General features: G+C 66.0%; 22 protein-coding genes. 11 read left to right on the top strand and 11 right to left on the bottom strand.

The features are described 5' to 3' along the window. Positions 1 to 5: 5 nt before the first annotated feature. Positions 6 to 473: an SRPBCC family protein gene (locus V9L17_RS12425; protein WP_337346116.1), complete on the bottom strand. Its 468-nt coding sequence runs from the start codon at positions 471 to 473 to the stop codon at positions 6 to 8. Positions 474 to 684: 211 nt separating this feature from the next. On the opposite strand from V9L17_RS12425, the gene V9L17_RS12420 reads away from it, so the two are divergent. Beyond that, the gene (locus V9L17_RS12420) at positions 685 to 1,884 is read left to right on the top strand and encodes an NAD(P)/FAD-dependent oxidoreductase (protein WP_337351645.1); all 1,200 of its coding nucleotides are present in this window, start codon (positions 685 to 687) and stop codon (positions 1,882 to 1,884) included. A gap of 83 nt (positions 1,885 to 1,967) precedes the next feature. On the opposite strand, the gene V9L17_RS12415 is transcribed toward V9L17_RS12420, so the two are convergent. The 3 genes from V9L17_RS12415 to V9L17_RS12405 form a co-directional block, all read right to left on the bottom strand. Beyond that, complete coding sequence (locus V9L17_RS12415; RefSeq protein ID WP_337351644.1) at positions 1,968 to 3,152, bottom strand: metallophosphoesterase family protein; 1,185 nt, start codon at positions 3,150 to 3,152, stop codon at positions 1,968 to 1,970. A 121-nt stretch (positions 3,153 to 3,273) separates the two neighbouring features. Continuing rightward, positions 3,274 to 3,834 (bottom strand): GNAT family N-acetyltransferase, encoded by a 561-nt coding sequence (locus tag V9L17_RS12410; protein ID WP_337351643.1) that lies wholly within the window; start codon positions 3,832 to 3,834, stop codon positions 3,274 to 3,276. Positions 3,835 to 3,841: 7 nt separating this feature from the next. Next, positions 3,842 to 5,002, bottom strand: a complete 1,161-nt coding sequence (locus tag V9L17_RS12405) for an acetate kinase (protein ID WP_337346112.1) — start codon at positions 5,000 to 5,002, stop codon at positions 3,842 to 3,844. Positions 5,003 to 5,149: 147 nt separating this feature from the next. On the opposite strand from V9L17_RS12405, the gene V9L17_RS12400 reads away from it, so the two are divergent. The 3 genes from V9L17_RS12400 (at position 5,150) to V9L17_RS12390 (ending at position 6,812) form a co-directional block, all read left to right on the top strand. Continuing rightward, positions 5,150 to 6,283: a GTP-binding protein gene (locus tag V9L17_RS12400; protein ID WP_337351642.1), complete on the top strand. Its 1,134-nt coding sequence runs from the start codon at positions 5,150 to 5,152 to the stop codon at positions 6,281 to 6,283. Between the two features lie 49 nt (positions 6,284 to 6,332). Beyond that, entirely contained in the window at positions 6,333 to 6,455 is a 123-nt protein-coding gene (gene ykgO, locus V9L17_RS12395; protein ID WP_133409460.1) for a type B 50S ribosomal protein L36, read from the top strand. Between the two features lie 96 nt (positions 6,456 to 6,551). Next, a complete protein-coding gene (locus tag V9L17_RS12390) occupies positions 6,552 to 6,812 on the top strand; it encodes a hypothetical protein (protein WP_337351641.1) in 261 nt (86 codons plus the stop codon). A gap of 67 nt (positions 6,813 to 6,879) precedes the next feature. On the opposite strand, the gene pta is transcribed toward V9L17_RS12390, so the two are convergent. Then, a complete protein-coding gene (pta, locus tag V9L17_RS12385) occupies positions 6,880 to 8,967 on the bottom strand; it encodes a phosphate acetyltransferase (RefSeq protein ID WP_337351640.1) in 2,088 nt (695 codons plus the stop codon). Between the two features lie 252 nt (positions 8,968 to 9,219). Between pta and V9L17_RS12380 the strand changes: the two genes are divergently transcribed. From V9L17_RS12380 to V9L17_RS12360, 5 genes are all read left to right on the top strand, one after another. Beyond that, positions 9,220 to 9,681, top strand: a complete 462-nt coding sequence (locus V9L17_RS12380) for a hotdog fold thioesterase (protein WP_337351639.1) — start codon at positions 9,220 to 9,222, stop codon at positions 9,679 to 9,681. Positions 9,682 to 9,688: 7 nt separating this feature from the next. Continuing rightward, positions 9,689 to 11,050, top strand: coding sequence for a phenylacetate--CoA ligase PaaK (gene paaK / locus V9L17_RS12375; protein ID WP_337351638.1), 1,362 nt, complete (start codon positions 9,689 to 9,691; stop codon positions 11,048 to 11,050). Between the two features lie 82 nt (positions 11,051 to 11,132). Further along, positions 11,133 to 11,756, top strand: coding sequence for a TetR/AcrR family transcriptional regulator (locus V9L17_RS12370; protein WP_337346106.1), 624 nt, complete (start codon positions 11,133 to 11,135; stop codon positions 11,754 to 11,756). A gap of 8 nt (positions 11,757 to 11,764) precedes the next feature. Further along, complete coding sequence (locus tag V9L17_RS12365) at positions 11,765 to 12,649, top strand: DUF427 domain-containing protein (protein ID WP_337351637.1); 885 nt, start codon at positions 11,765 to 11,767, stop codon at positions 12,647 to 12,649. A gap of 81 nt (positions 12,650 to 12,730) precedes the next feature. Next, complete coding sequence (locus tag V9L17_RS12360) at positions 12,731 to 13,843, top strand: S1C family serine protease (RefSeq protein WP_337351636.1); 1,113 nt, start codon at positions 12,731 to 12,733, stop codon at positions 13,841 to 13,843. Positions 13,844 to 13,945: 102 nt separating this feature from the next. Here the strand turns inward: V9L17_RS12360 and V9L17_RS12355 are convergent, their stop codons facing one another. After that, the gene (locus V9L17_RS12355; RefSeq protein WP_337346103.1) at positions 13,946 to 14,353 is read right to left on the bottom strand and encodes a VOC family protein; all 408 of its coding nucleotides are present in this window, start codon (positions 14,351 to 14,353) and stop codon (positions 13,946 to 13,948) included. 156 nt (positions 14,354 to 14,509) lie between these two features. After that, positions 14,510 to 16,618, bottom strand: a complete 2,109-nt coding sequence (gene paaZ, locus V9L17_RS12350) for a phenylacetic acid degradation bifunctional protein PaaZ (protein ID WP_337351635.1) — start codon at positions 16,616 to 16,618, stop codon at positions 14,510 to 14,512. A gap of 138 nt (positions 16,619 to 16,756) precedes the next feature. Here paaZ and V9L17_RS12345 point away from each other — a divergent pair, with 138 nt between their 5' ends. Continuing rightward, a complete protein-coding gene (locus V9L17_RS12345; protein ID WP_337346101.1) occupies positions 16,757 to 17,203 on the top strand; it encodes a PaaI family thioesterase in 447 nt (148 codons plus the stop codon). 64 nt (positions 17,204 to 17,267) lie between these two features. Here the strand turns inward: V9L17_RS12345 and V9L17_RS12340 are convergent, their stop codons facing one another. Further along, complete coding sequence (locus V9L17_RS12340; RefSeq protein ID WP_337351634.1) at positions 17,268 to 19,148, bottom strand: S1 family peptidase; 1,881 nt, start codon at positions 19,146 to 19,148, stop codon at positions 17,268 to 17,270. Between the two features lie 26 nt (positions 19,149 to 19,174). Then, a complete protein-coding gene (locus V9L17_RS12335) occupies positions 19,175 to 19,894 on the bottom strand; it encodes a tyrosine-protein phosphatase (RefSeq protein ID WP_337351633.1) in 720 nt (239 codons plus the stop codon). Between the two features lie 155 nt (positions 19,895 to 20,049). Between V9L17_RS12335 and V9L17_RS12330 the strand changes: the two genes are divergently transcribed. Then, the gene (locus V9L17_RS12330) at positions 20,050 to 20,877 is read left to right on the top strand and encodes an SGNH/GDSL hydrolase family protein (RefSeq protein ID WP_337351632.1); all 828 of its coding nucleotides are present in this window, start codon (positions 20,050 to 20,052) and stop codon (positions 20,875 to 20,877) included. 24 nt (positions 20,878 to 20,901) lie between these two features. Here the strand turns inward: V9L17_RS12330 and V9L17_RS12325 are convergent, their stop codons facing one another. Both V9L17_RS12325 and V9L17_RS12320 read right to left on the bottom strand, forming a co-directional pair. After that, the gene (locus V9L17_RS12325; protein WP_337351631.1) at positions 20,902 to 21,510 is read right to left on the bottom strand and encodes a GNAT family N-acetyltransferase; all 609 of its coding nucleotides are present in this window, start codon (positions 21,508 to 21,510) and stop codon (positions 20,902 to 20,904) included. 36 nt (positions 21,511 to 21,546) lie between these two features. Further along, positions 21,547 to 22,407, bottom strand: coding sequence for a 3-hydroxyacyl-CoA dehydrogenase family protein (locus V9L17_RS12320; RefSeq protein ID WP_337351630.1), 861 nt, complete (start codon positions 22,405 to 22,407; stop codon positions 21,547 to 21,549). Positions 22,408 to 22,409 lie beyond the last annotated feature (2 nt).

Here is a 22,409-nt window from a genome sequence, read left to right as displayed (position 1 = left end):
CCCGGTCAGGCGTCGCTGCGGCCCAGTTCGGGATGCTCGGCCAGCAGTTCCGCCAACGTCTCAAGGTTGGCGCGGACCGTCCTGGCCTGGGCTTTTTCCACCAGGCGGTCGGCAAGTTTCCCGAAAATGCCGCCCAGGCCGGAAGCCGCGTCGATCCGGTAATTGAGCCGGGTCCCGTCGCCTTCGGGTTCCAGGGTGGTGGTGATGGTGAACTCGAGCTGCCCATCCACCGACCGGGACACAATGCGGCTGGGCGGCTGGTACTCCGTAATCTCAGCGGTCCAGTCGAATTTCCTGCCCACAACCTTGCTGGTGCCCTGGGCGCGGGTGCCCAGGCCTTCGGGAACACCGCCGATGGTTTCCGCGTGCAGGACCGACGAATCCCATACCGGAATGTTTTCGTTCTTCGACACAAAATTGAAGACGTCCTGCGGCGGACGGGAGATGTATACGCTGTCTTCGACGACGGGCATGGCGAGCGCTCCTTGGACACACCTGTTGCCAGCCCGGCTTGGCCGGCAGCTAGGCACAGCGCCAGTGTGGCCCGGCGGCCGGAGCGCGTCAAGGGCCAGGGGCCCGAAGGGTTCCCGCCCCGGAATCGTCCCGGTAGGGTCGAAGCCTAACCGGCTGCAACGGCGGGTGGCCACGTGGTGGCGCCCGCCTTTCCAGGAAAGGAATCGTCCTGTGAACACCAGGCACCACGACGTCCTCATCATTGGCGGCGGCAACGCCGGCATTTCCCTGGCGGCACGACTGCACCGTTACGGCGTCACTGACATCGCCGTCGTCGAACCCAAAGACCACCACCTTTACCAACCTTTGTTCTCCCACATCGCGGGCGGACGGGCGAAGGCGAGTGAGGCGATCCGGGCGCAGTCTTCAGTCATCCCGCCGGGCGTCGAATGGATTCGGGACGGGGCCACAGGCATCAACGCGGCGGACACCACCGTGGCGTTGGCTTCGGGCGACGAGATCACCTACGGCCACCTGGTGGTGTGCCCCGGGCTGCAGCTGGACTGGGACAGGGTGCCCGGACTCGCGGCCGCGGTCCACTCCCCGCACGGCGCCTCGCACTACGAGTTCGAGCTGGCGCCCAAAGCCTGGACACTGCTCAGCAGCCTCAAGTCAGGGACTGCCGTGTTCACCATGCCGTCTGGACCGGCCAAATGCGCGGGCGCAGCCCAGAAACCCATGTACCTGGCATGCGACTACTGGAAAGAACACGGAGTCCTCGGTGACATCCGCGTAGTCATGGACCAGCCGTACCCCACCGTGTTTGGCGTTGAAGGCGTAGATGAGGAACTGAACCGAAAGATCGCCGAATATGGCATCGAGCTGCGCCTGAACAGCGAGTTGGCTTCGGTTGATCCGGCGGGACAGGTGGCGCTGATCAGGGACAACGCCGCCGGCACCACGGAGGAACTCCGCTATGACGTGCTGAACGCGGTCCCGCCGCAGTCGGCGCCGGACTGGCTCAAGGCCACGGACTTGCCAGCCCCGGGCGATGAGGGCGGCTTCGTGCAGGTGGATCCGGAAACCCTCCGGCATGTGCGCTATCCCAACGTCTGGTCGCTCGGCGACGCTGCGGGCACCACCAATTCCAAGTGCGGCGGCGCGCTGCGCAAGCAGACCAGGGTCCTTGCGAAGAATCTGGTGGCGGCACGCAGAGGAGCGCCGCTGACGGAAAAATACAACGGCTACGCGGTCTGCCCGTTCACGGTGTCCCGCTCCACGGTGGTGTTCGCCGAGTTCGACGCCGACTACCGGCCGATGCCCTCCGTCCCCAGGGTGCCCACGTGGAAGGAAAGCCGTGCCTCCTGGGTGGTGGACCGCGATGTTTTCCCTCGGGTCTACTGGAACCTGATCCTCAAGGGCCGGGCCTAAGCACAGATCTGCAGTTGAGCTTGTCGAACCCGGCTTGCCCAGCCCGGAGCCCGACAAGCCCAACCACTAGCGACGCGTCGGCGTTAGCTTTGCGCCGGATCGAGCGGGAGCGGGACAATCGGTTGGTCGTTGGCCGTCAGGTCGATGCCAAAATCGCTCGCGAAGACAAGTCGAGTGTCCTTGTAGATTCCGGGGTGGTTTTCGTCCAGTTCGAAGACGCGCGCACCGCGGAGTCGGTTCCGCTCCGCGCCCGGCAGTCCGTAGGCGCCGAATCCCGTTCCCGGTGCGTAGCCGAGCTGAACCCCGTAGTAGTTGCCGACGTATGTGTTGACGTGGTCGTGCCCCACAAAGTAGCCGAGCACGTCCCCGCGTTCAAGGAAGGCGTTGAACAAGCCAGAGTTGATGGGTCCGGGGCACTCATCCTCGTTCCGCTCGCCGACAATGTTGTGCTTCGCCACGGCCCGGGCGTGGTCCGCCTCCGTCCGGGAGTCCAGGCTGGCAAACCACATGTTGCGGTGCTCGTGCAGGGCGATGTGGCCCCACATGAGGGATGGAATTTTCGCACCGTATTTCTGCTCTGTGGCGATGGACTGGTTCCGGTACCAGTTGACCTGGTCCATGCGCACCCAGTCCCAGTCCGGGTAGCCCTCAAAGTCCTGGCCGTTGATGGCGTCCGGGGCGTACCGGCCGGTGTCGATGAGCCACAGTCCGAAAGCCGGAGCATTTGAGCGGGAGGATTGAATCAGGAGCTGCGAGTTGGACGTACCGGTCAGGCCCGGAGTGGAGTCGGCATTGACGTTGTACTGGTAGCTCTGGAGGAACTGAAGCATCTTGGCTTCAGTCATTCCTGTCTGCTGGGCGGAATCTTCGTCATGGTTGCCGAAGGTGACTGCCCACGGAATCTGCCGGCTCTCCATGGGCCTGACCACGTGGTTGAGTGCCTGTTTGACGTCCAGTTCGGTGTCGCAGCCACCGTTGATGACATCGCCGTTGATCACCACAAAGTCCGGCTTTTCCGCGTCCAGGGTCCGGTCCATGAGTTCGATGGTGCGACGGTCCGTCTGTTCATCGTCCTGGGTGTCGTTGAACTGAACAACCTTGAACTTGCCTTCCGGGCGGAAGGCAAAGGTGGGCTTCGGCGCCTTCGTGCCAGGTGCCGCCACGCTTGCCGCAGCAGCGGATATGGTGATTCCCAGTGCCCCCAGTGTTCCGGCAGCCGCCAGGGCCGCCCGACGGCTGAGTTTGGGCTGGTTAATGCTTGAAGTCATCGCTACCTCTCGTCAGGGTGGCGGCCTCAGGATCGCGCCGCCTTACTGCCGAGAGAGTAGGGGAAGGAGGCATCCGGCCCTGAAACAGGCAGTGAACACAAAGTGCCCGGCCCGGGAGGACTCACCGGGACCGGGTGGCGCGCCACTCGTTGGCCAGGACGGCGTAAACCACTTCGGTGGCCCACTGGCCCTTGTAATGCCACTTTTCCACGAAGCGGGCTTCAAGCCGCATGCCAAGCCGTTCGCACAGGCTGGCCGACGCCGTATTGAGTTCATCGAGGCGCGCCTCGATCCGGTGGAATCCCAGTTCCTCGAACCCCAGCTCCATCACGGCCGCGGCCGCTTCGGTGCCATAGCCCTTGCCCCGCGCTGCCGGCGCAAGCGTCCAGCCCACCTCTGCCTGTCCTCGGCCTGGCAGCCATTTGAGCACCACTTCACCCATCAGGCCGGGCTGGCCCTTGGCCTCGATGGCCAGGCACACCCAGTCCCCTTCCTTTTCAAAGACGAAGTTGGCGTACCTGCCCACGCGTTCCATGGACTGGGTGTACGTTTTGGCCGGCCCCGGGAGGAACCTGGCCGTCTCCGGCAGGGAATGGTAGGCATGGAAGGCGTCCAGGTCGGAGCCGTCGAAGCGGCGCAGGACCAGCCTCTCGGTACGGAGTGGCAGGGTGATGTCCGGCATGCTGCGCTCAGCCGGCAGGGCGTACGACGGCGGCAGTCGCCTCCGCGATGGCGCGCTCCTCGTCAGTGGGAACCACCAGCACCGGAATCGCGGACTCCGCCGTGGAAATCACCCGTGGTTCCTTGGACCGCTGGCTGTTCAGGCCGGCGTCGAGCTCCACGCCCAGCGCACCCAGCTTCTCCGCCACCAGAGCCCGGAATTGGTGTGAGTTCTCGCCGATGCCTGCCGTGAACACGAGCGCCTTGGCGCCGCCGACGGCCACGTGGTACCCGCCGATGTACTTTGCCAGCCGGTAGGACGTGACCGCGAGCGCCGTCTCAGCCCTGGCGTCGCCGGCCTCGGAAGCTTCCACCACCGAGCGCATGTCGTTGTTGCCAGCGAGGCCCTTCAGGCCCGATTCGCGGTTGAGCATTGTGTCGATATCTTCTGGGTTCCAGCCTGCCCTGCCGAGGAACACCAGGATGGAGGGGTCGAGGTCTCCCGAGCGGGTGCCCATCACCAGGCCCTCCAGCGGGGTGAAGCCCATGGATGTATCCACGGACTTGCCGCCCCGGATCGCAGTGACGGAGGCGCCGTTCCCCAGGTGGGCGATGACGCCGTCGAACTCTTCCAGGGGGAGGCCAAGGAGCGCGGCAGCCTGGTGCGTCACGTATTCGTGCGAGGTACCGTGAAAGCCGTAGCGGCGGATGCCATGGTTGGTGTAGAGCTCGTCCGGAACGGCGTAGCGCCAGGCGTGCTCGGGCAAGGTGCGGTGGAAGGCGGTGTCGAAGACGGCAACCTGCGGCAGGTCCGGCCACTTCTTGGTGATGGCGCGGATGCCCAGGACGTTGGCCGGATTGTGCAACGGCGCCAGCGGGTTGAGCCGCTCAATGGCGCGGGTGATCTCGTTGTCGATCAGCACGGGCTCGGCGAAGCGCTCCCCGCCATGCACCACGCGGTGTCCGACCGCCGCAAGTTCGAGGTCGCCGAGTTCCTGGTGGATGGCGGCGTCCACCTGCTCCAGCGCCTCGGCGTGGTCGCGCGGGCCCTCGATCTCGCCGTCTCCGTCGCCGCCGTTGCCCATGCCGATCTTTTCAATCAGCCCCTCCGCCAGAACGCTGCCGGCCGCGACATCGCGGACCTGGTACTTGAGCGAGGACGAGCCGGAATTGATGACGAGCACGAGCATAGGGGCCTCCTGAGCCTTGCTGTGGCGGTTGCACCTGACGGTTCAACTACCTTAGCTTCCCGAACACCCCCTCCTTCGAGTTTTTGTCCAGGTACAGAGCTGCTCGCGCGGTTTGTATTTGAGAATGATTCTCATTAGACTGATCGCATGCATCTCACTGTGATCAGCTCCCTCGACGCCCTGTGCCGCCAGCAGGCCTGCGAAGCCGCCGCGGCCGCAAATCCCCGGGCCGTGGTGGTCCTCCACGACCTCCTGGAAAACGGCCTGGTCATCCGCCGGGTGTTCAGCCCGGCAGGGCTTCTGGAACGCGACGAGACGCACTTGGAGCACGGCTGCCTGAGCTGCACTGTCCGGCTGGACGTGGTTCCCACGGTGGAAAGGCTGCTGGAGCGCGGCGAAGAGTGCGTGATCATCGGGCTCCCACCGGCAGTGTCATCCGAAGCGGCCATCGGAGCGCTGCGGCGCGGGCTGCCCGAAAGCGTCACCATCGATTCCGCCGTCCTGGCCTGCGCGCCGGACACGCTGGAGGACCATCTTTGGGACCGCCACACTCTGTTCGAGTCCGGATTCACCCCGGTCCCCGAGGACCACCGGACGCCCGGTGAGTTCCTGGTGGGCGAGCTGAGCTTCAACGACACCGTCCTGCTGGCCGAACCCGCCCTTGTTCCGGTGGACCCTGCTGTTCGCCGCCGCGGCGTCCAGCTGATCCAGGAGTTGGCACCGCATGCGGACGTGGTTGCGGACCCCGGCGAGATCCGCCCCGGCCGCCACGACTACCAGGAGGCACTATGCAGGACACTTCCAGGTTCCGTGCGGATCCCGGCCGCCGTCTCGGCGTCGCCCTTCACCACCGTCACGCACCGGGCCGAGCGGCCGCTGCACCCGGAACGGTTCCGGGACGCCCTGACATCCCTGGCGGAAGGCTGCTGCTGGCTGCGCGGCCGCTTGTGGATCGCCGCCGCGCCCCGCTGCAGGATCGCCATCCAAGGCATCGGCCCCCGCGTCTGGCTGGAGAACACCGGCCCGTGGCTGGCAGACCAGAATGCAGGGGCAAAGCCCGATCCCATGAACTATGTGGACGCCCACTTGGACTGGCACCCGGAGCACGGTGACCGCTGCAGCGTGATCGCAGCGACCGGCGACGGAATCAATGCGGCCGAAATCGCCGGGCTGCTCTCGGGCTGCGAACTCACGGACGCCGAAATGGACGCCGGTTTCGCAGGGTTGCCCGACCCGTTCCAGCTTGATCCGTCAGCGAACCTGGCACCGCACTCGAACTGACTTCCGATCCCCGACTAACCACCCCAACCCAATCAGAAGGAGCATCACCATGAAGGTCAGAAACTCACTCCGTGCGCTGAAGAAGATCCCCGGCGCCCAGGTCGTCCGGCGGCGGGGCCGCACCTTTGTGATCAACAAAAAGAACCCGCGCATGAAGGCCCGTCAGGGCTGAGTCCACAGCCCGACTCACCCCGCGCCTGCCGTTGCGTTCGTGGCGGCAGGCGCCTAGAGTCGGCGGACAGGCAGCACCACGCAGAGAGGGACTTCCATGACGAACGGCACCACTCAGCCCTACAACGACGAGCCTGATACCACCAGCACTACGGGTGCAGGCACGAAGGATCCCACCGGCGTCGAAGGCGCGAATCCGGCGCTGGACGACACCGGGAAGGTCAAGGCGGAAGAGGTGGGGGAAGCACCCGAGCCCCCCAAGGATCTGGAGGACCTGGACCTCACGCCGGAAGGCCTGTCCGACGAGCCCGCCAAGCAGGAGGACCCGGAAAGCTTCGCCAAGCCCGAAAACAGTTAGCCAATAACGCACGACGGCGGCACTCACGTGAGTGCCGCCGTCGTGCGTTAACCCAGGAAGTGGGCGCCTAAACCGTAGCCGGAACCGGAGCCTGCGCCTGGATGGCCGTGATGGCGACGGTGTTGACGATGTCCTCCACCGTGCAGCCGCGGGAGAGGTCGTTGACCGGCTTCCGCAGCCCCTGCAGGACTGGCCCCACAGCCACCGCTCCGGAGCTTTGCTGCACAGCCTTATATGTGTTGTTGCCGGTGTTGAGGTCCGGGAAAATGAACACGGTGGCCTGCCCGGCCACCGAGGAACCGGGCATCTTGGACTCGGCAATCGAGGCGTCCACGGCTGCGTCGTACTGGATGGGGCCTTCGACGGCGAGGTCCGGGCGGCGCTCCCGCACCAGTTCGGTGGCCTGCCGGACTTCGTCTACGGCCTCCCCGGACCCGGATCCGCCCGTGGAGTAAGACAGCATCGCCACCCGCGGCTCCACCCCGAATTGCGCGGCTGTCTCAGCCGAAGCGAGGGCGATGTCCGCCAACTGCTCCACGTTAGGGTCAGGGTTGACCGCACAATCGCCGTACACCAGTACCCGGTCCGGCATGAGCATCAGGAACACCGAGGACACAATCTTGACGCCCTCGCGCGTCTTCACGAACTCCAGGGCAGGCCGGATGGTGTGGGCCGTGGTGTGGGCTGCACCGGACACCATGCCGTCCACCACTCCGAGTTGGACCATCATGGTGCCGAAGTAGCTGACGTCCTGCATGATCTCCAGCGCCTTCGCCAGGTCCACGCCCTTGTGCGCGCGCAGTTCCGCGTACTTTTCGGCGAACTTCTGGCGCAGGTCCGAGGTGGCCGGGTCAACGATGTTGATGCCGGACAGGTCGATGCCGCGGGCGGCGGCCAGTTCGCGGACCTCCGGTTCGGGGCCGAGCACTGTAAGGTCGCAAACGTCGCGGCGGTGCAGGATCTCGGCGGCACGGAGGATCCGCACGTCGGTTCCCTCCGGCAGCACCACATGCCGGCGCTGTGACCGGGCTCGTTCGATGAGGTCGTGCAGGAAGCGCAGTGGGGTCATCCGCTCGGCCCGGGGCAGGTGGAGGCGCTCCACCAGTTCGGCCTCATCGACGCGGCGGGACCAGAGTCCCAGGGCGGAAGCGACCTTGCGGCTGTGCCCGGACCAGATTTCGCTGCGGACCTCGGAGACCCGCCGGGCCGTGGTATAGGTGTCCTCCACCGAGGCGAAGACGGGGAACGGAGCCTGCGCCAGCAGCGGATAGATGTTGGCGTCCGGCGCGAGCCCGCCCGTGAGAATGAGCGCGGAGGGCACCGGGAACTCGGGAGAGAAGGACGAGGCGAGGCATGCCACCATCACATCCGCCCGGTCGCCCGGCACAATCACCAGCGCGCCTTCGTCCAGCACATTCAGGAAGTTGCCCACGTTCATGGCCGCCACCTTGATGTCCTTCACGTCGCGCTCCATGTCGGCGCGTCCGGCAATCTGCCGGACACCGAGGGCCGTGGCCACCTCGCCCGTGGTGGGCCGGGCGATTTCCTCGAGCTCCGGAAGGACGTACACCGGACGGCCGGATGCCCCCAGCTTCACCTCGGCTGCGATCGAGTCCACCAGGTCCGGGTCCGCACGGTTCACCATGATGGCCAGCAGCACGCACCTTTCCGCGGACAATTCCTTGCGGGCCACCTCGACGGCGGCCGCCGTCTCGGCGACGCTCAGGCCCTTCGCGCCCACCACAGCCACCACGGGGGCAGCCAGGTTGTTGGCCAGGCGCGCATTGAGGTCAAATTCGACGGCGGCATCCTGGCCGGTGAGGTCGGTGCCTTCCACTATCACCACATCGCAGTGACGGGACATTTCGGCGAAGATTTCCACGCAGCGCGCATCGATGTCGGCACGCTTCCCTTCGGCCAGGAGGGCCCGGACTTCAGCGCCGGTGAGGCCGGCGCGGCACCGGTCGTCATCGAGCTGGAAGCGGGACTTCATCAAGGCCACCATAGGATCGTCTGCCGCGTCCGGGCCATGGACCACGGGTTTAAAGAAGCCGATCCTGTCCGCGTGCCGGTGCAGCGTGTCCGCCAAGCCCAGGGCCACGAGCGACTTGCCCGACCCCGGAGTGGTTGCGCTGACGTAGATGCCTTTGGCCATGGTCCGCCCTTTGCTTTGGCTGGTGCAGGTCTTCCCATCCTGTCACCTCCCGGCGCCGCACCGGGCACCCCGTCCGGCACCGATTGCTCCGTGCCCGCCCAACTAGGTAGCAGCAGATGTCGTTTTGACGCCCCAAAACGACATCTGCTGCTACCCAGTTGGGACGACCGCAACCGCCCCACTCTTGACACCGACCCCTTCCATGGGATTACCTAATGAACATTCGGTAAATAAAGCTGGAGGCAATGACGCATGGCTGAAGCAACACTCTCCGGGGCAACCCACCCCATCCTGGAAAACGACTACGCCTCCGAATGGATGGGCATCAAGGTCCTCGCCCTCAGCGACGGCCACGCCACCATCCGCATGACGCTCCGGCAGGAAATGCTCAACGGGTTCGGCATGGCCCACGGCGGAATGATCTTCGCCTTCGCCGACACCGCCTTCGCCCTTGCCTGCAACCCCGTGAACCCGGGCCCCGGCGACGCGGACAGCATCACCGTTGCTGCCGGCGTCGACATCAACTTCCTCAAGCCGGCCTACCGCGGCCAAGTGATCACCGCCGTCGCCGACCGCCGCTCCAGCGCGGGCCGCAGCGGGCTCTACGACATCCAGATCTTCGCATCCGACGCCGCCACGCAGCCCGATCCCCAGCAGTTTGGTGAACTCATCGCCGAGTTCCGCGGACGCAGCCGCACCATCCCCAAGAAGTAGGAAACCCATGACCCTCCACGCCCCGGAAACCCCCATGCCACAGGCAACCACAGCCACCGACGCCGTCCTGGACCGCGAGGAAACCATCTCCCGCGACGAACTCGAGGCGCTCCAGCTCAGCCGCCTGAAGCACACCGTGGCCTACGCCTACGACCGCGTACCGCTGTACAAGCGCAAGTTCGACGACGCGGGCATCCACCCCACTGACCTGCGCGAGCTGGCCGACCTCGGCAACTTCCCCTTCACCACCAAGGAAGACCTGCGTGCCGAGTACCCCTTCGGCATGTTCGCGGTGCCGCAGACTGAAGTGGCCCGCGTGCACGCCAGCTCCGGCACCACCGGCCGGCCCACCGTCGTCGGCTACACCAAGCAGGACCTGGCCGACTGGGCCAAACTCGTGGCCCGCTCGCTGCGCGCCTCCGGCGTCCGCCCCGGCATGAAGGTCCACAACGCGTACGGCTATGGCCTGTTCACCGGCGGCCTGGGCGCCCACGCCGGCGCCGAAGCGCTCGGCTGCACGGTGATTCCCATGTCCGGCGGCCAGACCGAACGCCAGATCCAGCTCATCCAGGATTTCCAGCCCGATGCCATCCTGGCCACGCCCACGTACCTGCTGACCATCGCCGACGCCATGGCACACATGGGCATCGACCCCGCCTCCACGTCGCTCAAGTACGCAGTCCTCGGCGCTGAGCCGTGGACAGAAGAGATGCGGCACGAGCTCGAAGTCACCATGAACATCAAGGCCTGCGACATCTACGGGTTGTCCGAAGTGATGGGCCCGGGCGTCGCCGGCGAGGCCGTGGAGACGCAGGACGGCAGCCACATCTGGGAGGACCACTTCCGCCCCGAAATCATCGACGCCTTCAACCCCGCGGTGGGCAAGGAAAACGTGCTGGGCGACGGTGAACATGGCGAACTCGTGTTCACCTCGCTGACCAAGGAAGCACTGCCGATCATCCGGTACCGCACTAAGGACCTCACCCGGCTTCTGCCCGGCACCGCCCGCCCCGCGCACCGCAGGATGGGCCGCATCACTGGCCGCAGCGACGACATGATCATCCTCCGCGGCGTGAACCTGTTTCCGTCCCAGATTGAGGAAATCGCGCTGCGGATCCCGGAACTCAGCCCGCACTTCCAGCTCGAACTCACCCGGCCAGAGGGCCAGCGGATGGACCAGCTGACGGTCCGGATCGAGCGCCGTGACGCCGTGACACTCGAACAAAGTGCGACGGCGGCACGCGCCTTGAAGGAGCAGATCAAGATCCACGTGGGTTCTTCGTGCGCCGTGGACGTGGTGGAGCCGGGATCGCTGGAGCGTTCCAACGGCAAGCTGCGCCGGATCTACGACCTGCGGCCGAAGGGCTAGGGCCCAGATGGGCGGCGCAGCTCCTGGCCGCGCCGCCCCCACCTCACGAGACTGACCGACCGTTCATGAGAAACTAGCCACTATGCCCAGCACCAGCGAAGTATCCAGCCCCGAAGCCCCCGCCAAACGCGGCCGTCCCGGCTACGACCAGCAGTCGGTCCTGCTCATCGCCGTCGACGTTTTCAACCGGCACGGCTATGACGCCACGTCCATGGGCATCCTCGCCGAGAACCTGGGCATCTCCAAATCAGCGATCTACCACCACGTGCCGTCCAAAGGCGATCTCCTCAAGCTCGCCCTGGACCACGCCCTGGGCGGGCTGGAGGCCATCCTGGAGCGGCCCGAGGCGAAGTCCGGCGCCGCCGACGCGCGGCTTGAATTTGTGCTCCGCCAGACGGTGGCCGTACTGGTGGAACGGCTGCCGTTTGTCACGCTGCTGCTGCGCCTCCGGGGCAACACGGAGATCGAACGGGACGCCCTGGAGCGGCGGCGCGCCTTCGACCACAAGGTGGCCGCGCTCATCTCCGCCGCCCGCGATGAGGGCTCGCTGCGCCAGGACATCGACCCGCGCACGGTGACCCGGCTTCTGTTTGGCACCATCAACTCGATCGTCGAATGGTACAAACCGGGCGGCTCGCTCTCCCCCGAAAAGCTGGCCGACGACGTCATCACCATCGCGTTCGACGGGCTCCACGCGCAGCCCTAGCATGAGTTATGGCCATCAAACTGTCCGAAGTGCTCTTCGGCACGTTCGGTAAGCTCCGCTACCAGCCCACCGCCAAACGGGTCCGGGCCCTGACAGGCGGGAACGCCGTCGTCGACACGTTCCACGCCCTCCTGGTCTGGGAACCCCAACGCATCACCCCCGTCTTTGCGGTCCCCGTCGCGGACCTTCGCGCCGAGCTTGCGGCGCCAGAGCATCAGGCCGGCGACGTCCCCGAATTCGGCGTGAAGATCATGCTGGACGCGCCGCCCTCGCTGGATCCGCGCACCGGTTTCGGCAGGCATACCGCACCAGGCGAGGAGCTCGACGTCGTCACCTCCGCCGCGAGGCTCCCCCGGGCGGCTTTCCGGCCGGCTGATCCGGACCTCGCCGGCTATGTGGTGCTGGACTTCAAGGCCTTCGACTGGCTGGAAGACGATGAGGAGATCATCGGCCATCCCCGCGACCCCTTCCACCGGGTGGATATCCGGGCGTCCTCACTCACGGTGGAGGTCAAAGCCGACGGCGTTACGCTGGCCGCCACCAACGGCGCCCAACTGTTGTACGAGACGATGCTCCCGGTGCGCTATTACCTTCCTCCGGCCGACGTCCGGCTGGACCTGATGGAAGCCAGCACCAAACGGACAGTGTGCCCCTACAAGGGGACCGCCAGCTACTGGTCCTACCCGCCGGCCGAGAATGGGCAGAACCTCGCGTGGGCGTACAACCGGACCTTCCGCGACGCCGGCCAGATCCACGGGCTGGTGAGTTTCTATAACGAGAGGGTGGACATCACGGTGGACGGCGTCCTCCAGGAACGGCCGGTGACGCCGTGGTCCACGCCGCCGACAGGCGCGGGCGGAGGGGGTTCTCACGCTCCCTCCCGGGCGCACTGAAGGGGCAGACACTACTGGCCTGCCAGTCCTGTGCACGGCTACCGTAGGAGGTAAGAGCCAGCGTCCCCGGGGAGGTTGCCCATGAAGCCGTCAGCGAGTCCAACACGCCCTTCAGCCGGTTTCCGGACAGCGCCCTGGTGCATCCTGACGGCCGTCATCCTGGCAGTTGCCGCATGCACAGGCTCACCCGTTCCGCCGGGTCCCAGCGAATCCACAGCCGGGGCCACTTCTGCCGCCGCAACCCCTGGCGGTACCAGCACCCCCAACGCCGAGGCCCCGGCAGCTCCCGACGTAGCGGGCGGCATTACCGAGATTGTGGAAAACCTGTCCCCCTCCGTCGTCACGATCTTCACCGACGGCGGCCTGGGCAGCGGGGTGGTCTACTCCGAGGACGGCCTGATCCTCACCAATGAGCACGTCATCCGCGGCCAAACCGAGGTGGAGGTGGCCTTCGCGGATGGCCAGCGCGTTTCCGGCACCGTCAAGGCAACCGACCCCGTGACTGACCTTGCGCTCGTCCAGGCGGACCGGACCGGCCTGCCGAAGCCCACCTACCAGACCTCGCTGCCCAAGGTGGGTGAAGGGGCCGTGGTGCTGGGTTCGCCGCTTGGCTTCGAAAACACGGCCACCGCAGGGATCATCTCCGGCCTTCACCGCTCCATCCCCGGCTCCGCACAGAACAGCCTGTCGTTGGTGGACCTGATCCAGACTGATGCGCCCATCAGCCCCGGCAATTCCGGCGGTGCCCTGATTAACATGCGCGGCGAGGTGGTGGGCATCAGCGAGGCCTACATTCCTCCGTCGTCCGGTGCTGTGGCGCTGGGCTTCGCCATTCCGGCGGCCACCGCCGTCGAGGTGGCCGAGGAGTTGCTGGCGGATGGCTCGGCGGAGCACGCCTACGTGGGGCTCACCCCGGGCGAACTGACCCGGCAGATCGCCGAGCAGCTGGGCATCGACGCGAGCACCGGCGTCGTGGTTTTGTCCGTTGACGACGACGGCCCGGCCGGCACTGCGGGGATCCGGCCAGGCGATGTGCTGGAGTCGATGGAAGGCGTGGACCTTGCCGCGCCGGAGAAGCTGCTGGCCGAGCTCAGGAACCGCAACCCGGGCGATACGGTGGGATTCAAAGTCAAGCGGGGCGACGAGAGCCTGGACATCAAGGTGGAACTCACCGAACGGCCGGTGGCCCCTTAAAGCCCGTCCAAGGCGTGTTTTAACGAGGCAGAAGGGGAGCCCCCGTTCGCTGGGACGCCCCTCCTGCGGTCTGGCAAGCGGCTGGCAGTTGCCGCCTACGGGTCAGAGCTGGTACTCCATCTGCGTGCCCAAGGTCTCGTGGACGCAGAGGATGTTGTGTTCGGTGTCCATGAACCACGCGCACTTTTCGGAATCCGTGGTGCAGATGTGGTTCTCTGTCTTCAGGTTCGGAAGGTCGTAATCCTGGAACCGGACGCCCTTGGCCTCCATGTCCTGGACGATCCGCTCAATGTCGCGCACCTCGAAGCTGAGGGCGGTGTGCTCGGAGTGCTTTCCGTCCGAGACAGGCATCAACTGCAGCATCGGGCCGCCGTCGGTACCGAGTAATTCGCTTCCATCGTCTGTCATTCCGTGGTGCGGTAGTCCCAGTTTTTCGGTGTAGAAACTGTGGGCCCGCGCTGCATCATCGACTGGCAGGATGGTTGTGGCTGTGCTCAGGGCTAGGTTCATTTGGCCACCTCCTACGGAGGAAATTTTACGCCTTGATGGCTCGGAAAGAGCCGAAACCCTCTCGCACATCCGGTCGGTAAACCCCCAACCCTCTCTCGCATGTGAGAGAGGGTTGGGGGAAAACCTGCAATAAGTGAGAGAGCGTCCGGGGGTGGGTTACTTTTCCACGAGGGTGAGGACGTCGTAGGTGGCCACGATGTCGTCGTCCTGGTTGGTCAGGACGGCGTCCCAGGCAACCTCGCCGTACTCGTCGGTCTCACGCGGGGTGATTTTCTTGGCGGTGAGGGTCACCCGGATGGAATCTCCGGCGGCAACAGGGGTGATGAAGCGCAGGTTCTCCAGCCCGTAGTTGGCCAGGACCGGGCCCGGAGCGGGTTCCACGAACAGTCCCGCACCCCAGGCCAGCAGCAGGTAGCCGTGCGCCACGATGCCAGGGAAGAACGGATTGGCTTCCGCGGCTTCCTGGTTGGTGTGCGCGTAGAAGGTGTCGCCGGTGGAGTTGGCGAACGCTGTGATGTCCTCAAGGGTGACCTGGCGCAGGTCGGAGCGGACGGCGTCGCCAATGTGCAGCGTTTCCAGGGACTTCCGGAACGGGTGCGCCCCCTCGGTCTCAAGGGTGAAGTTCCGGTCAGCGCCGGCGTGCCAGACGCCTGTTACGGCGGTGAGCATGTTGGGCGAACCCTGGATGGCGGTGCGCTGCATGTGGTGCATCACCGAGCGGATGCCGCCCAGTTCCTCGCCACCCCCGGCCCGGCCGGGACCGCCGTGGACCAGGTGCGGGACCGGGGATCCGTGGCCGGTGGAGCTGCGGGCGTCCTCACGGTTGAGCATCAGGACACGGCCGTGGTGGGCCGCGATCCCCATCACAAGTTCCTGCGCCACGGACGGATCGTTGGTGCAGACCGAAGCCACCAGGGAGCCGCCGCCGCGGGCGGCGAGGCGGACGGCGTCGGCCAGATCCTTGTACCCAATCACGGAGGATACCGGGCCAAAGGCCTCCAGCGAGTGGATTGCCTCCGCTTCGGGGTTGTCCCAGCTCAGCAGGATTGGCGACATAAACGCACCGCCGTCCACCACGCCGGTGGTCCCGTCCGCGGACGTGACCGACGGCGAATCGAGCGTTCCGTACGCCAGCTCGCCGCCGGCGTCGAGCATGGACTGCACCGCGGCCCGGACATCGGCGAGCTGTTCAACCGAGGCCAGGGCGCCCATGGTGACGCCGTCTGCCCGCGGGTCCCCAAGAACGACACGTTCGGAGATGCGTTTGCCGATTGCGGCGGTGACAGCGGGCACCAGCTCCTGCGGGACGATGGTCCGGCGGATCGAGGTGCACTTCTGCCCGGCCTTGACGGTCATTTCGGTGACTACGGACTTGATGAAGGCGTCGAACTCCGGCGTGCCTTCCACGGCGTCGGGGCCGAGGATGGCTGCGTTGAGTGAGTCCGTCTCGGACGTGAAGCGGACCCCGCCCTGGACCACGTTGGGGTGCGATTTCAGCGAGAGCGCCGTGGACGCTGAGCCGGTGAAGGCCACGAGGTCGCGGTAATCCAGCACATCCATCAGGCCACGGACTGAGCCGGAAATCAGCTGCAGCGAGCCCTTGGGCAGGATGTTGGATTCGATGATCGCCTTCACCACGGCCGCGGCCACGTACCCGGTTGGTGTGGCGGGCTTGACGATGGTGGGGACGCCGGCGATGAAGGCGGGGGCGAGTTTCTCCAGCATTCCCCAGACGGGGAAGTTGAACGCGTTGATCTGCACGGCCACGCCGGGAATGCGTGTGTAGATGTGCTCGCCCACAAACGAACCGTCCTTGGACAGCACCTCCATGGGACCGTCCACCACCACCTGGGAGTTCGGCAACTCGCGCCGGCCCTTGGACCCGAAGGTAAACAGCACGCCGATGCCGCCGTCGATATCGATCATCGAGTCGATCTTCGTGGCGCCTGTCTGGGCGGAGAACATGTAGAAGTGTTCGCGGCGGGCGTTCAGGTACTGCGCCAGTTCCTTGAGCTTGAGCGCGCGCTGGTGGAAGGTGAGTTTGCCCAGTTCCGCCTGGCCGGTGGTACGGCCATAATCAACGACGGCGGCAAGGTCCAGGCCGTCCGTGCTCACCTTGGCCAGGACTTCGCCGGTGCTCGCGTCCCGGACGGGAACGGCGGATGCCGTGGAACCGGCGTCGGGAGTCCACCAGGAGTCCTGCACAAAACTGGGGACGGTCTCTACAGTGTCGACTGTGGCTTCAGCTGTTGCGGTGGTGGTCATCGTTGACGGGTCCTTCCAACACGGGGACAAACAATAACGGCCAGATCATTACTGACCGTACGTTCGGTAATATACCTACAGTACATGAATGTTCCGTGCTGCACACTAGAACTTCCAGCATTGCCACAAAGGAGAGCCATGACCGCCCCATCCCAGGACAGCACCGACCCGGCCCCTGAGGTCACCGACGCCACCCTTTGGAAAATCACCCTGGGCGAACTCGACGAGAAGATGGGCGTCAAGATCGTGGAGGAATCCGTCCAGCGCGTGGTGGCCACAATGCCGGTGGAAGGCAACAGGCAGTCCTTCGGCCTGCTCCACGGCGGCGCGTCCCTGGCCGTGGGCGAGGCCGTGGGATCCTGGGCGGCGGTCATCCACGCCAGCACCCTGGGTAAGACGGCCGTAGGTGTGGACGTCTCCGCCACCCATCACCGCTCCGCCCGCGAGGGCCAGATCACCATCACGGCCACGCCCATCCATCTGGGCGGTACGCTCACCACGCACGAAGTGCTGATCACCAACGGCTCCGGCCAGCGGCTCTGCACCATGCGCATCACCAACCTGCTGATGGACCGGAAGAACTAGCCCCCCTCCCAACTAGGTAGCAGCAGATGTCGTTATGAGGGCTCAAAACAGCATCTGCTGCTACCTAGTTGGGATGCCAGTTCCGGCGCCGGGCCAGCAGCACCAGGACACCGCCGACGGCGATCGCCGCCAACGCCGCGCCGGTTGCGGTCAGCACGCCGTCGGCTCCGGTGTCCGCGAGGTTGGTGACCGATTGGTTTCTGTCCGGCGGGCTGGCGGCCGGGGGTTCGACGACGGGTGCCGCTACGTCCTCGGCGGAATCGTCCCGCGTTGCCCCTCTCGGCGGCGCAAATTCGAAGGCACCGGGCCCGGAAGCGCTGAACCCATTGACAGTCTCGGCCGTAAAGCTGAGCGCTGCGGGAACCGCACCGGGCACGGCTTCGGGGGCCGTGAATTGCCAGTTCCCCTCATTATCCAGAGGCACCTCGACGGGCTTGTGCCCGGCAACGGTGATCATGACAGAGGACCCTGCGGCCACGGCCGACGCAGGGGCGGCAGGCACGTTCCCGGTGATGGTTTGTCCTGGTTCGTAGGTACTGCCGGGCGCGGGTGACGTCACCGCCGGCTTGTTGAGGAAGAGTTCCAACTGGTAGCCGGGCAGGACCGCCAGGGCGTCCTGCAGCGTGGCGGCCACCGCGAAGTTCACCGGCGCGCCGGCGCCCTCGCCGGCGGCGTGGATGCCCACGGCGTAATTGCCGCTGAGCCAGGGGCCGCCGGAGTCGCCACCACTGGACTGGACCGCGAAGGACAGGAACCCGCTGAACGCCCTCAGGTCCGCTAGGTTACCCGAACGCCCTTGGACCACGTAGATGCCCACCTCATCGATGATCCCGCAGGACCACGCGGAGGTCCGTCCTGAGCGGCAGACCGGCTGCCCCTCCACGGGCGCGGCGACGCCGACGACCTTGACGTCGGGGCCCGTCTGGGAGGGGTTGTTCCAGGTGCTCGCGGCAGGCTGCGGTTCGAGTCCGGGGGCTATGGAGCCGATCACGGCCACGTCAGTCCCCACATTGCCAGGGTTGTCCTCGTTGCCGACGATGCCCGTGTTGCCGGGGCCGCCGAACTGGCTGAACCCGAACGTCCCTAGCGGTCCGGCCGGCGTCCAGGCCGGAAACTCCAGGCTGGCCTGCTGCGCGGCATCGTCGTTCGAACAGTGCCCCGCAGTGAGGACCGACGGCAGGCCGGCGGGATCGAACGCCGAGAACCCGGTGGAGCAGACTTCCCAGGTGTCGGCGATGTAGCCTTGGCCGCCCACTACGTCCGCTTCCGGCGCAAGGTCCGTGCCGGCGTCGAGCTCCACATTGGCAAACCGGGCCACAAAGTCCTCGGCCGACACTTTCCCGGGCGCCGCGGTCGGGGCATCCGGAGCTGGAGCCGAAGGACCTTCGGGAGTCGATTCGGGTGCGTTGGTTCCGCCTGTACGGATGACAAACCGACCGTCGGAGTAGGCCACGGCCTGGAGCCCCTGAGGGCCCACCTCCCGGACGTAGGCCTGGAAAAGCTGATGCGCACTGACCGCCAACTCGGTCCCGGGGGCACTAACAGCGTTCTCCGGGGCGGGTTCCTCAAGGGTCAGTGCGGGAATGGTGGCAGTGAGCTCCGAAACCCGGGCCTCCAGTTCAGGTCCGGAGCCACTGACCAGGATGCGGCCGTTGTGCAGCCGGGTCCCGGTGTAGCCGGGTGTTCCGCGGAGGGCCTCAGCGGCTGCTGCGGCCTGCCTGCCGAGCTCACCCGCGGCGTTGAACTCCCCAGGCGTGAGGCCCAAATCGCGGGACACGGCGTCCGCCAGGCCAGCGCCGCTCACAGCCGGCGTGGAAGGCGTTGCGGTTTGGAGTCCCTCGCCGATCGCGGGCGGTTCCGTGGATTCTGCCGAAGCAGGGTCTGCCAGCATCACAGAACCCAGCAACAGCCCTGCCGCCGCACCAAGCGTAAGAATCCGCTTCATCCCAGCCCCCTGGCTTGGTCCAGATTTCATCGAGCCACCGTGGCGCCGAGCACGGACCGCACAGCGGTCAGCTCAGCGTCGGTGAGACCGTGCCGCAGCAGGAAGTCCTCTGTGGCCAGGTCCCGGACAAAAGCCACCACGATGTGGCCCCGCTCTTCCAGCAGCGGCGCCAATTCGGTTTCCCCAACGTAGCGTTCGCGGTCGTGCGGCGGCCCGTGCGTGCGGTAGCGCTCATTGATGGCGCGGGCAGCCCGGGCGTAGCTGGCGGCGATCTGCTCGTCCGTGTCGCCGGCCAGGTCCTGCAGCATTGCAGCCACCATGCCGCTGCGGTCCCGGCCCGCTGCACAGTGGACCACCACCCCGCCGGCGGGCGAGGCTTCGGCAATGACGCGAAAGACTTCCACCAATTTCGCCGGGAACAGCCGGACATTGTGGACATAGTGGGCAGGATCGTGCAGGTACGGTCCACAGACTGCAGTGAACCGCGGATCGTCCGGGTCTTCGGTGGGGGCGGACACCATCCGTATGCCGGACCATGCCGTTTCCGTTACAGCTGGGTCTGTGTCCCGGCGCCGGGCCTCATGGGAGTTACGGAGGTCCACCACAGTGCGGACGCCGTCGTCGTAAGCGGTACGCCAGCCGGCCGCTGTAAGCCATTCGCGGCGGCCCATCCGGTAGACGGCGCCGGCCACGTGCCAGGCGTTCACAGCCCCGTCCCAGTCCAGGGGTCCGCCAGGTTTCTTCATCCGGACAGCTAACCACACGCCGGCGAACGCCGCACGTCCCCTAATAGGTAGCCGGGCCAGCAAAATAGGGTACTCCGGGCCAGTGACCGCCGCCGCGTCCAGGCGTACCGTGTCACATACCTCACCCGTGCATTCGATCAGCTAAGGGGAAACCAATGACACTTCCAACAGGACGACGGCGGCGCCCGGCTTTTGCAGCAGGCCTCGCCACCCTGGCCATGGCACTGGGCTTCACGGCCGTTCCGGCGGACGCGGCACCGCCACCGCAGCTGGACTATGTTGCGCTTGGGGACTCTTATGCGTCCGGCCACGGCGCACTCCCATACAGAGACCTCAACTGTTTCGTGAGCCAAAAGGGATATCCGGCCATCGCGGACAAACTCCGGGACGTGCAGCTGACATCCAACGCCGCGTGCTCTGGATGGACCATGGACCAGGTGTTGGCCAATCTTCCCGTCGCTGCTCTGCGGGAAGCGGAAATTGTCACGCTCACCGTAGGAGCGAACGATTTGAACTCCACCAGCCTCCTGTTCGCATGCCTTCCAGCGCCGACATCCGAAGAATGCATCGCCGAGCGTACGCGTGTGGAGACCATGCTGACGGACGGAAGCTTTGCAATGGAGCTGGCGGCCTTGGTGACTACGATCCATACGATCGCACCTGAGGCGAAGATTGTCCTTACGGGATACCCTTTACCCTTGGATCCAAGTCACCCCTTAGCCGCCGAAGTGAATTCCTTGGCTGGTGCACTCAACGCCGTGATTGCCGGCGTCGCTCATTTCACCAATGCCCAGTTCGGCGATGTCCAGTACGTCGACGTCACGGGAGCCTTCATTGGACATGGAGTCGGCTCGGCCGACCCATGGATCAACTTCAACCCTGATAACCTGCGGGATCCGGCGAATTTCCATCCAACCGCGGAAGGCTACCGGCACGGCTACTTTGCCTCCCTGGTCAGCCAGGACGCATTTGTCCTGAACTAGAGCCAGCCGGCCCGCCGAGCGCCCCTACCGGCGCTTGGCGAGCCTGTGCTCCAGCCCGTTCCGGACCATGGGCCACTCGTGCTCCAGGATCGAGAACACCACGGTGTCCCGGAGCACGCCGTCCTTGGTGCGTGAGTGGTTGCGCAGCACGCCGTCCTGCTTGGCGCCCAGGCGGGCAATCGCCTCCCGGGACTGGTGGTTGAGCCAGTGTGTCCGGAACTCGACCGCGGGGCAGCCGAGCACGTCGAAAGCATGGCTCAGGAGCAGGAGCTTGGAGTCAGCGTTGGTGCCCGTGCCCTGCACTGACGCCGCGTTCCACGTGGAGCCGATCTCCACCCGGGGTGTGCCGGGATCGATATTCATGTAGGTGGTCATGCCAATGATCCGCCCCGGTCCGCCGGTGGCCGGATCGATCAGTCGCGTGGTGAACGGCAGCATGGACCCCTGCTCCTGAAGGCCCAGGCGTCGGCGGATCTCAGCGGCCATCTCCTCCGGCGTCGGCACGGACGTGTACCAAAGCTTCCACAACTGGCCATCGCGTGCCGCCTCCACCAGGCCGTCGTGGTGTGCCGGGCGCAAGGGTTCCAGGATGACGTGCCGGCCGGTCAGGGTGATGGGTTCAAGAAAGCTCACTGCACCAGCCTAGGCCCACGCGGTGCTAGAGCAGCCTTAGCTGGGCCAGTCGAAAAAGCCCTTGCCCGATTTGCGGCCCAGCTCGCCCCTTGCCACCTTGTCCCGGAGGATCTGCGGCGGCGCGAAACGCTCCCCCAGCGTGGAGTGCAGGTACTCGGCGATCCCCAGCCGCACGTCGAGCCCCACGATATCGGTGGTCTTGAGCGGGCCGGTGGGGTGTTTGTAGCCAAGCACCATGGCGGCGTCGATGTCCTCCGCGGAGGCCACGCCCTCCTCCACCATGCGCATCGCTTCCAGCGCGATAGCCACGCCAAGTCGTGACGAGGCAAAGCCGGGGGCATCATTGACGACGACGGCGGTCTTGCCGAGTGCCTCGACCCACGTTTTCGCGGCCGCGGCCAGGTCCGGCGACGTCTGTTCGCCGAGCACCACCTCGATGAGCGTGGAGGCGGGGACGGGGTTGAAGAAGTGCAGTCCGAGGAAATTCTGCGGCCGCTTGAGTTCACGGGCCAGCCCGTTGACCGAGAGCGATGAGGTGTTGGAGGCCAGGAAGGCATGGTCCGCCAGCCGCTCCTCGATGCCGCGGAGCGAGGTAACCTTCAGGTCCCAGTCTTCGGGCACGGCCTCGACCACTAGTTGCCGGTCGGCGAAGTCGTCGTAGTCCACCGTGACAGCGAGCCGCGAGACGATCTCGTCCAGGTTGCCGTCGGTGGCACCGCGTTCGATGCTCTTCGCAGCGGCGGATTCCACCCGCTCACGGGCGGCTTCGGCGGAGGCTTCATCGCGCTCCACGACCAGGACGTTGGCCCCCTTGATGAGGAAGGCATGGGCTATTCCTGCGCCCATGCGGCCGCCGCCGAGGACGCCGACGGTGGAAGGAAGGTTCGAAGTGGCCATGG

Origin of the sequence: Pseudarthrobacter sp. CCNWLW207, from assembly GCF_037203945.1 — a bacterium.
In the GTDB taxonomy this organism is placed as follows: Bacteria; Actinomycetota; Actinomycetes; order Actinomycetales; family Micrococcaceae; genus Arthrobacter.
This window is presented reverse-complemented; position numbering and strand designations above follow the sequence as displayed.

What these genes read in the sequence shown, in the direction of transcription:
- V9L17_RS12425 (WP_337346116.1), bottom strand. Translation starts at nt 473, where the DNA reads ATGCCCGTCGTCGAAGACAGCGTATACATCTCCCGTCCGCCGCAGGAC.
- V9L17_RS12415 (WP_337351644.1), bottom strand. Translation starts at nt 3,152, where the DNA reads ATGACTTCAAGCATTAACCAGCCCAAACTCAGCCGTCGGGCGGCCCTG.
- V9L17_RS12410 (WP_337351643.1), bottom strand. Translation starts at nt 3,834, where the DNA reads ATGCCGGACATCACCCTGCCACTCCGTACCGAGAGGCTGGTCCTGCGC.
- V9L17_RS12405 (WP_337346112.1), bottom strand. Translation starts at nt 5,002, where the DNA reads ATGCTCGTGCTCGTCATCAATTCCGGCTCGTCCTCGCTCAAGTACCAG.
- V9L17_RS12400 (WP_337351642.1), top strand. Translation starts at nt 5,150, where the DNA reads ATGCATCTCACTGTGATCAGCTCCCTCGACGCCCTGTGCCGCCAGCAG.
- ykgO (WP_133409460.1), top strand. Translation starts at nt 6,333, where the DNA reads ATGAAGGTCAGAAACTCACTCCGTGCGCTGAAGAAGATCCCCGGCGCC.
- V9L17_RS12390 (WP_337351641.1), top strand. Translation starts at nt 6,552, where the DNA reads ATGACGAACGGCACCACTCAGCCCTACAACGACGAGCCTGATACCACC.
- pta (WP_337351640.1), bottom strand. Translation starts at nt 8,967, where the DNA reads ATGGCCAAAGGCATCTACGTCAGCGCAACCACTCCGGGGTCGGGCAAG.
- V9L17_RS12380 (WP_337351639.1), top strand. Translation starts at nt 9,220, where the DNA reads ATGGCTGAAGCAACACTCTCCGGGGCAACCCACCCCATCCTGGAAAAC.
- paaK (WP_337351638.1), top strand. Translation starts at nt 9,689, where the DNA reads ATGACCCTCCACGCCCCGGAAACCCCCATGCCACAGGCAACCACAGCC.
- V9L17_RS12370 (WP_337346106.1), top strand. Translation starts at nt 11,133, where the DNA reads ATGCCCAGCACCAGCGAAGTATCCAGCCCCGAAGCCCCCGCCAAACGC.
- V9L17_RS12365 (WP_337351637.1), top strand. Translation starts at nt 11,765, where the DNA reads ATGGCCATCAAACTGTCCGAAGTGCTCTTCGGCACGTTCGGTAAGCTC.
- V9L17_RS12360 (WP_337351636.1), top strand. Translation starts at nt 12,731, where the DNA reads ATGAAGCCGTCAGCGAGTCCAACACGCCCTTCAGCCGGTTTCCGGACA.
- V9L17_RS12355 (WP_337346103.1), bottom strand. Translation starts at nt 14,353, where the DNA reads ATGAACCTAGCCCTGAGCACAGCCACAACCATCCTGCCAGTCGATGAT.
- paaZ (WP_337351635.1), bottom strand. Translation starts at nt 16,618, where the DNA reads ATGACCACCACCGCAACAGCTGAAGCCACAGTCGACACTGTAGAGACC.
- V9L17_RS12345 (WP_337346101.1), top strand. Translation starts at nt 16,757, where the DNA reads ATGACCGCCCCATCCCAGGACAGCACCGACCCGGCCCCTGAGGTCACC.
- V9L17_RS12340 (WP_337351634.1), bottom strand. Translation starts at nt 19,148, where the DNA reads ATGAAGCGGATTCTTACGCTTGGTGCGGCGGCAGGGCTGTTGCTGGGT.
- V9L17_RS12335 (WP_337351633.1), bottom strand. Translation starts at nt 19,894, where the DNA reads ATGAAGAAACCTGGCGGACCCCTGGACTGGGACGGGGCTGTGAACGCC.
- V9L17_RS12330 (WP_337351632.1), top strand. Translation starts at nt 20,050, where the DNA reads ATGACACTTCCAACAGGACGACGGCGGCGCCCGGCTTTTGCAGCAGGC.
- V9L17_RS12320 (WP_337351630.1), bottom strand. Translation starts at nt 22,407, where the DNA reads ATGGCCACTTCGAACCTTCCTTCCACCGTCGGCGTCCTCGGCGGCGGC.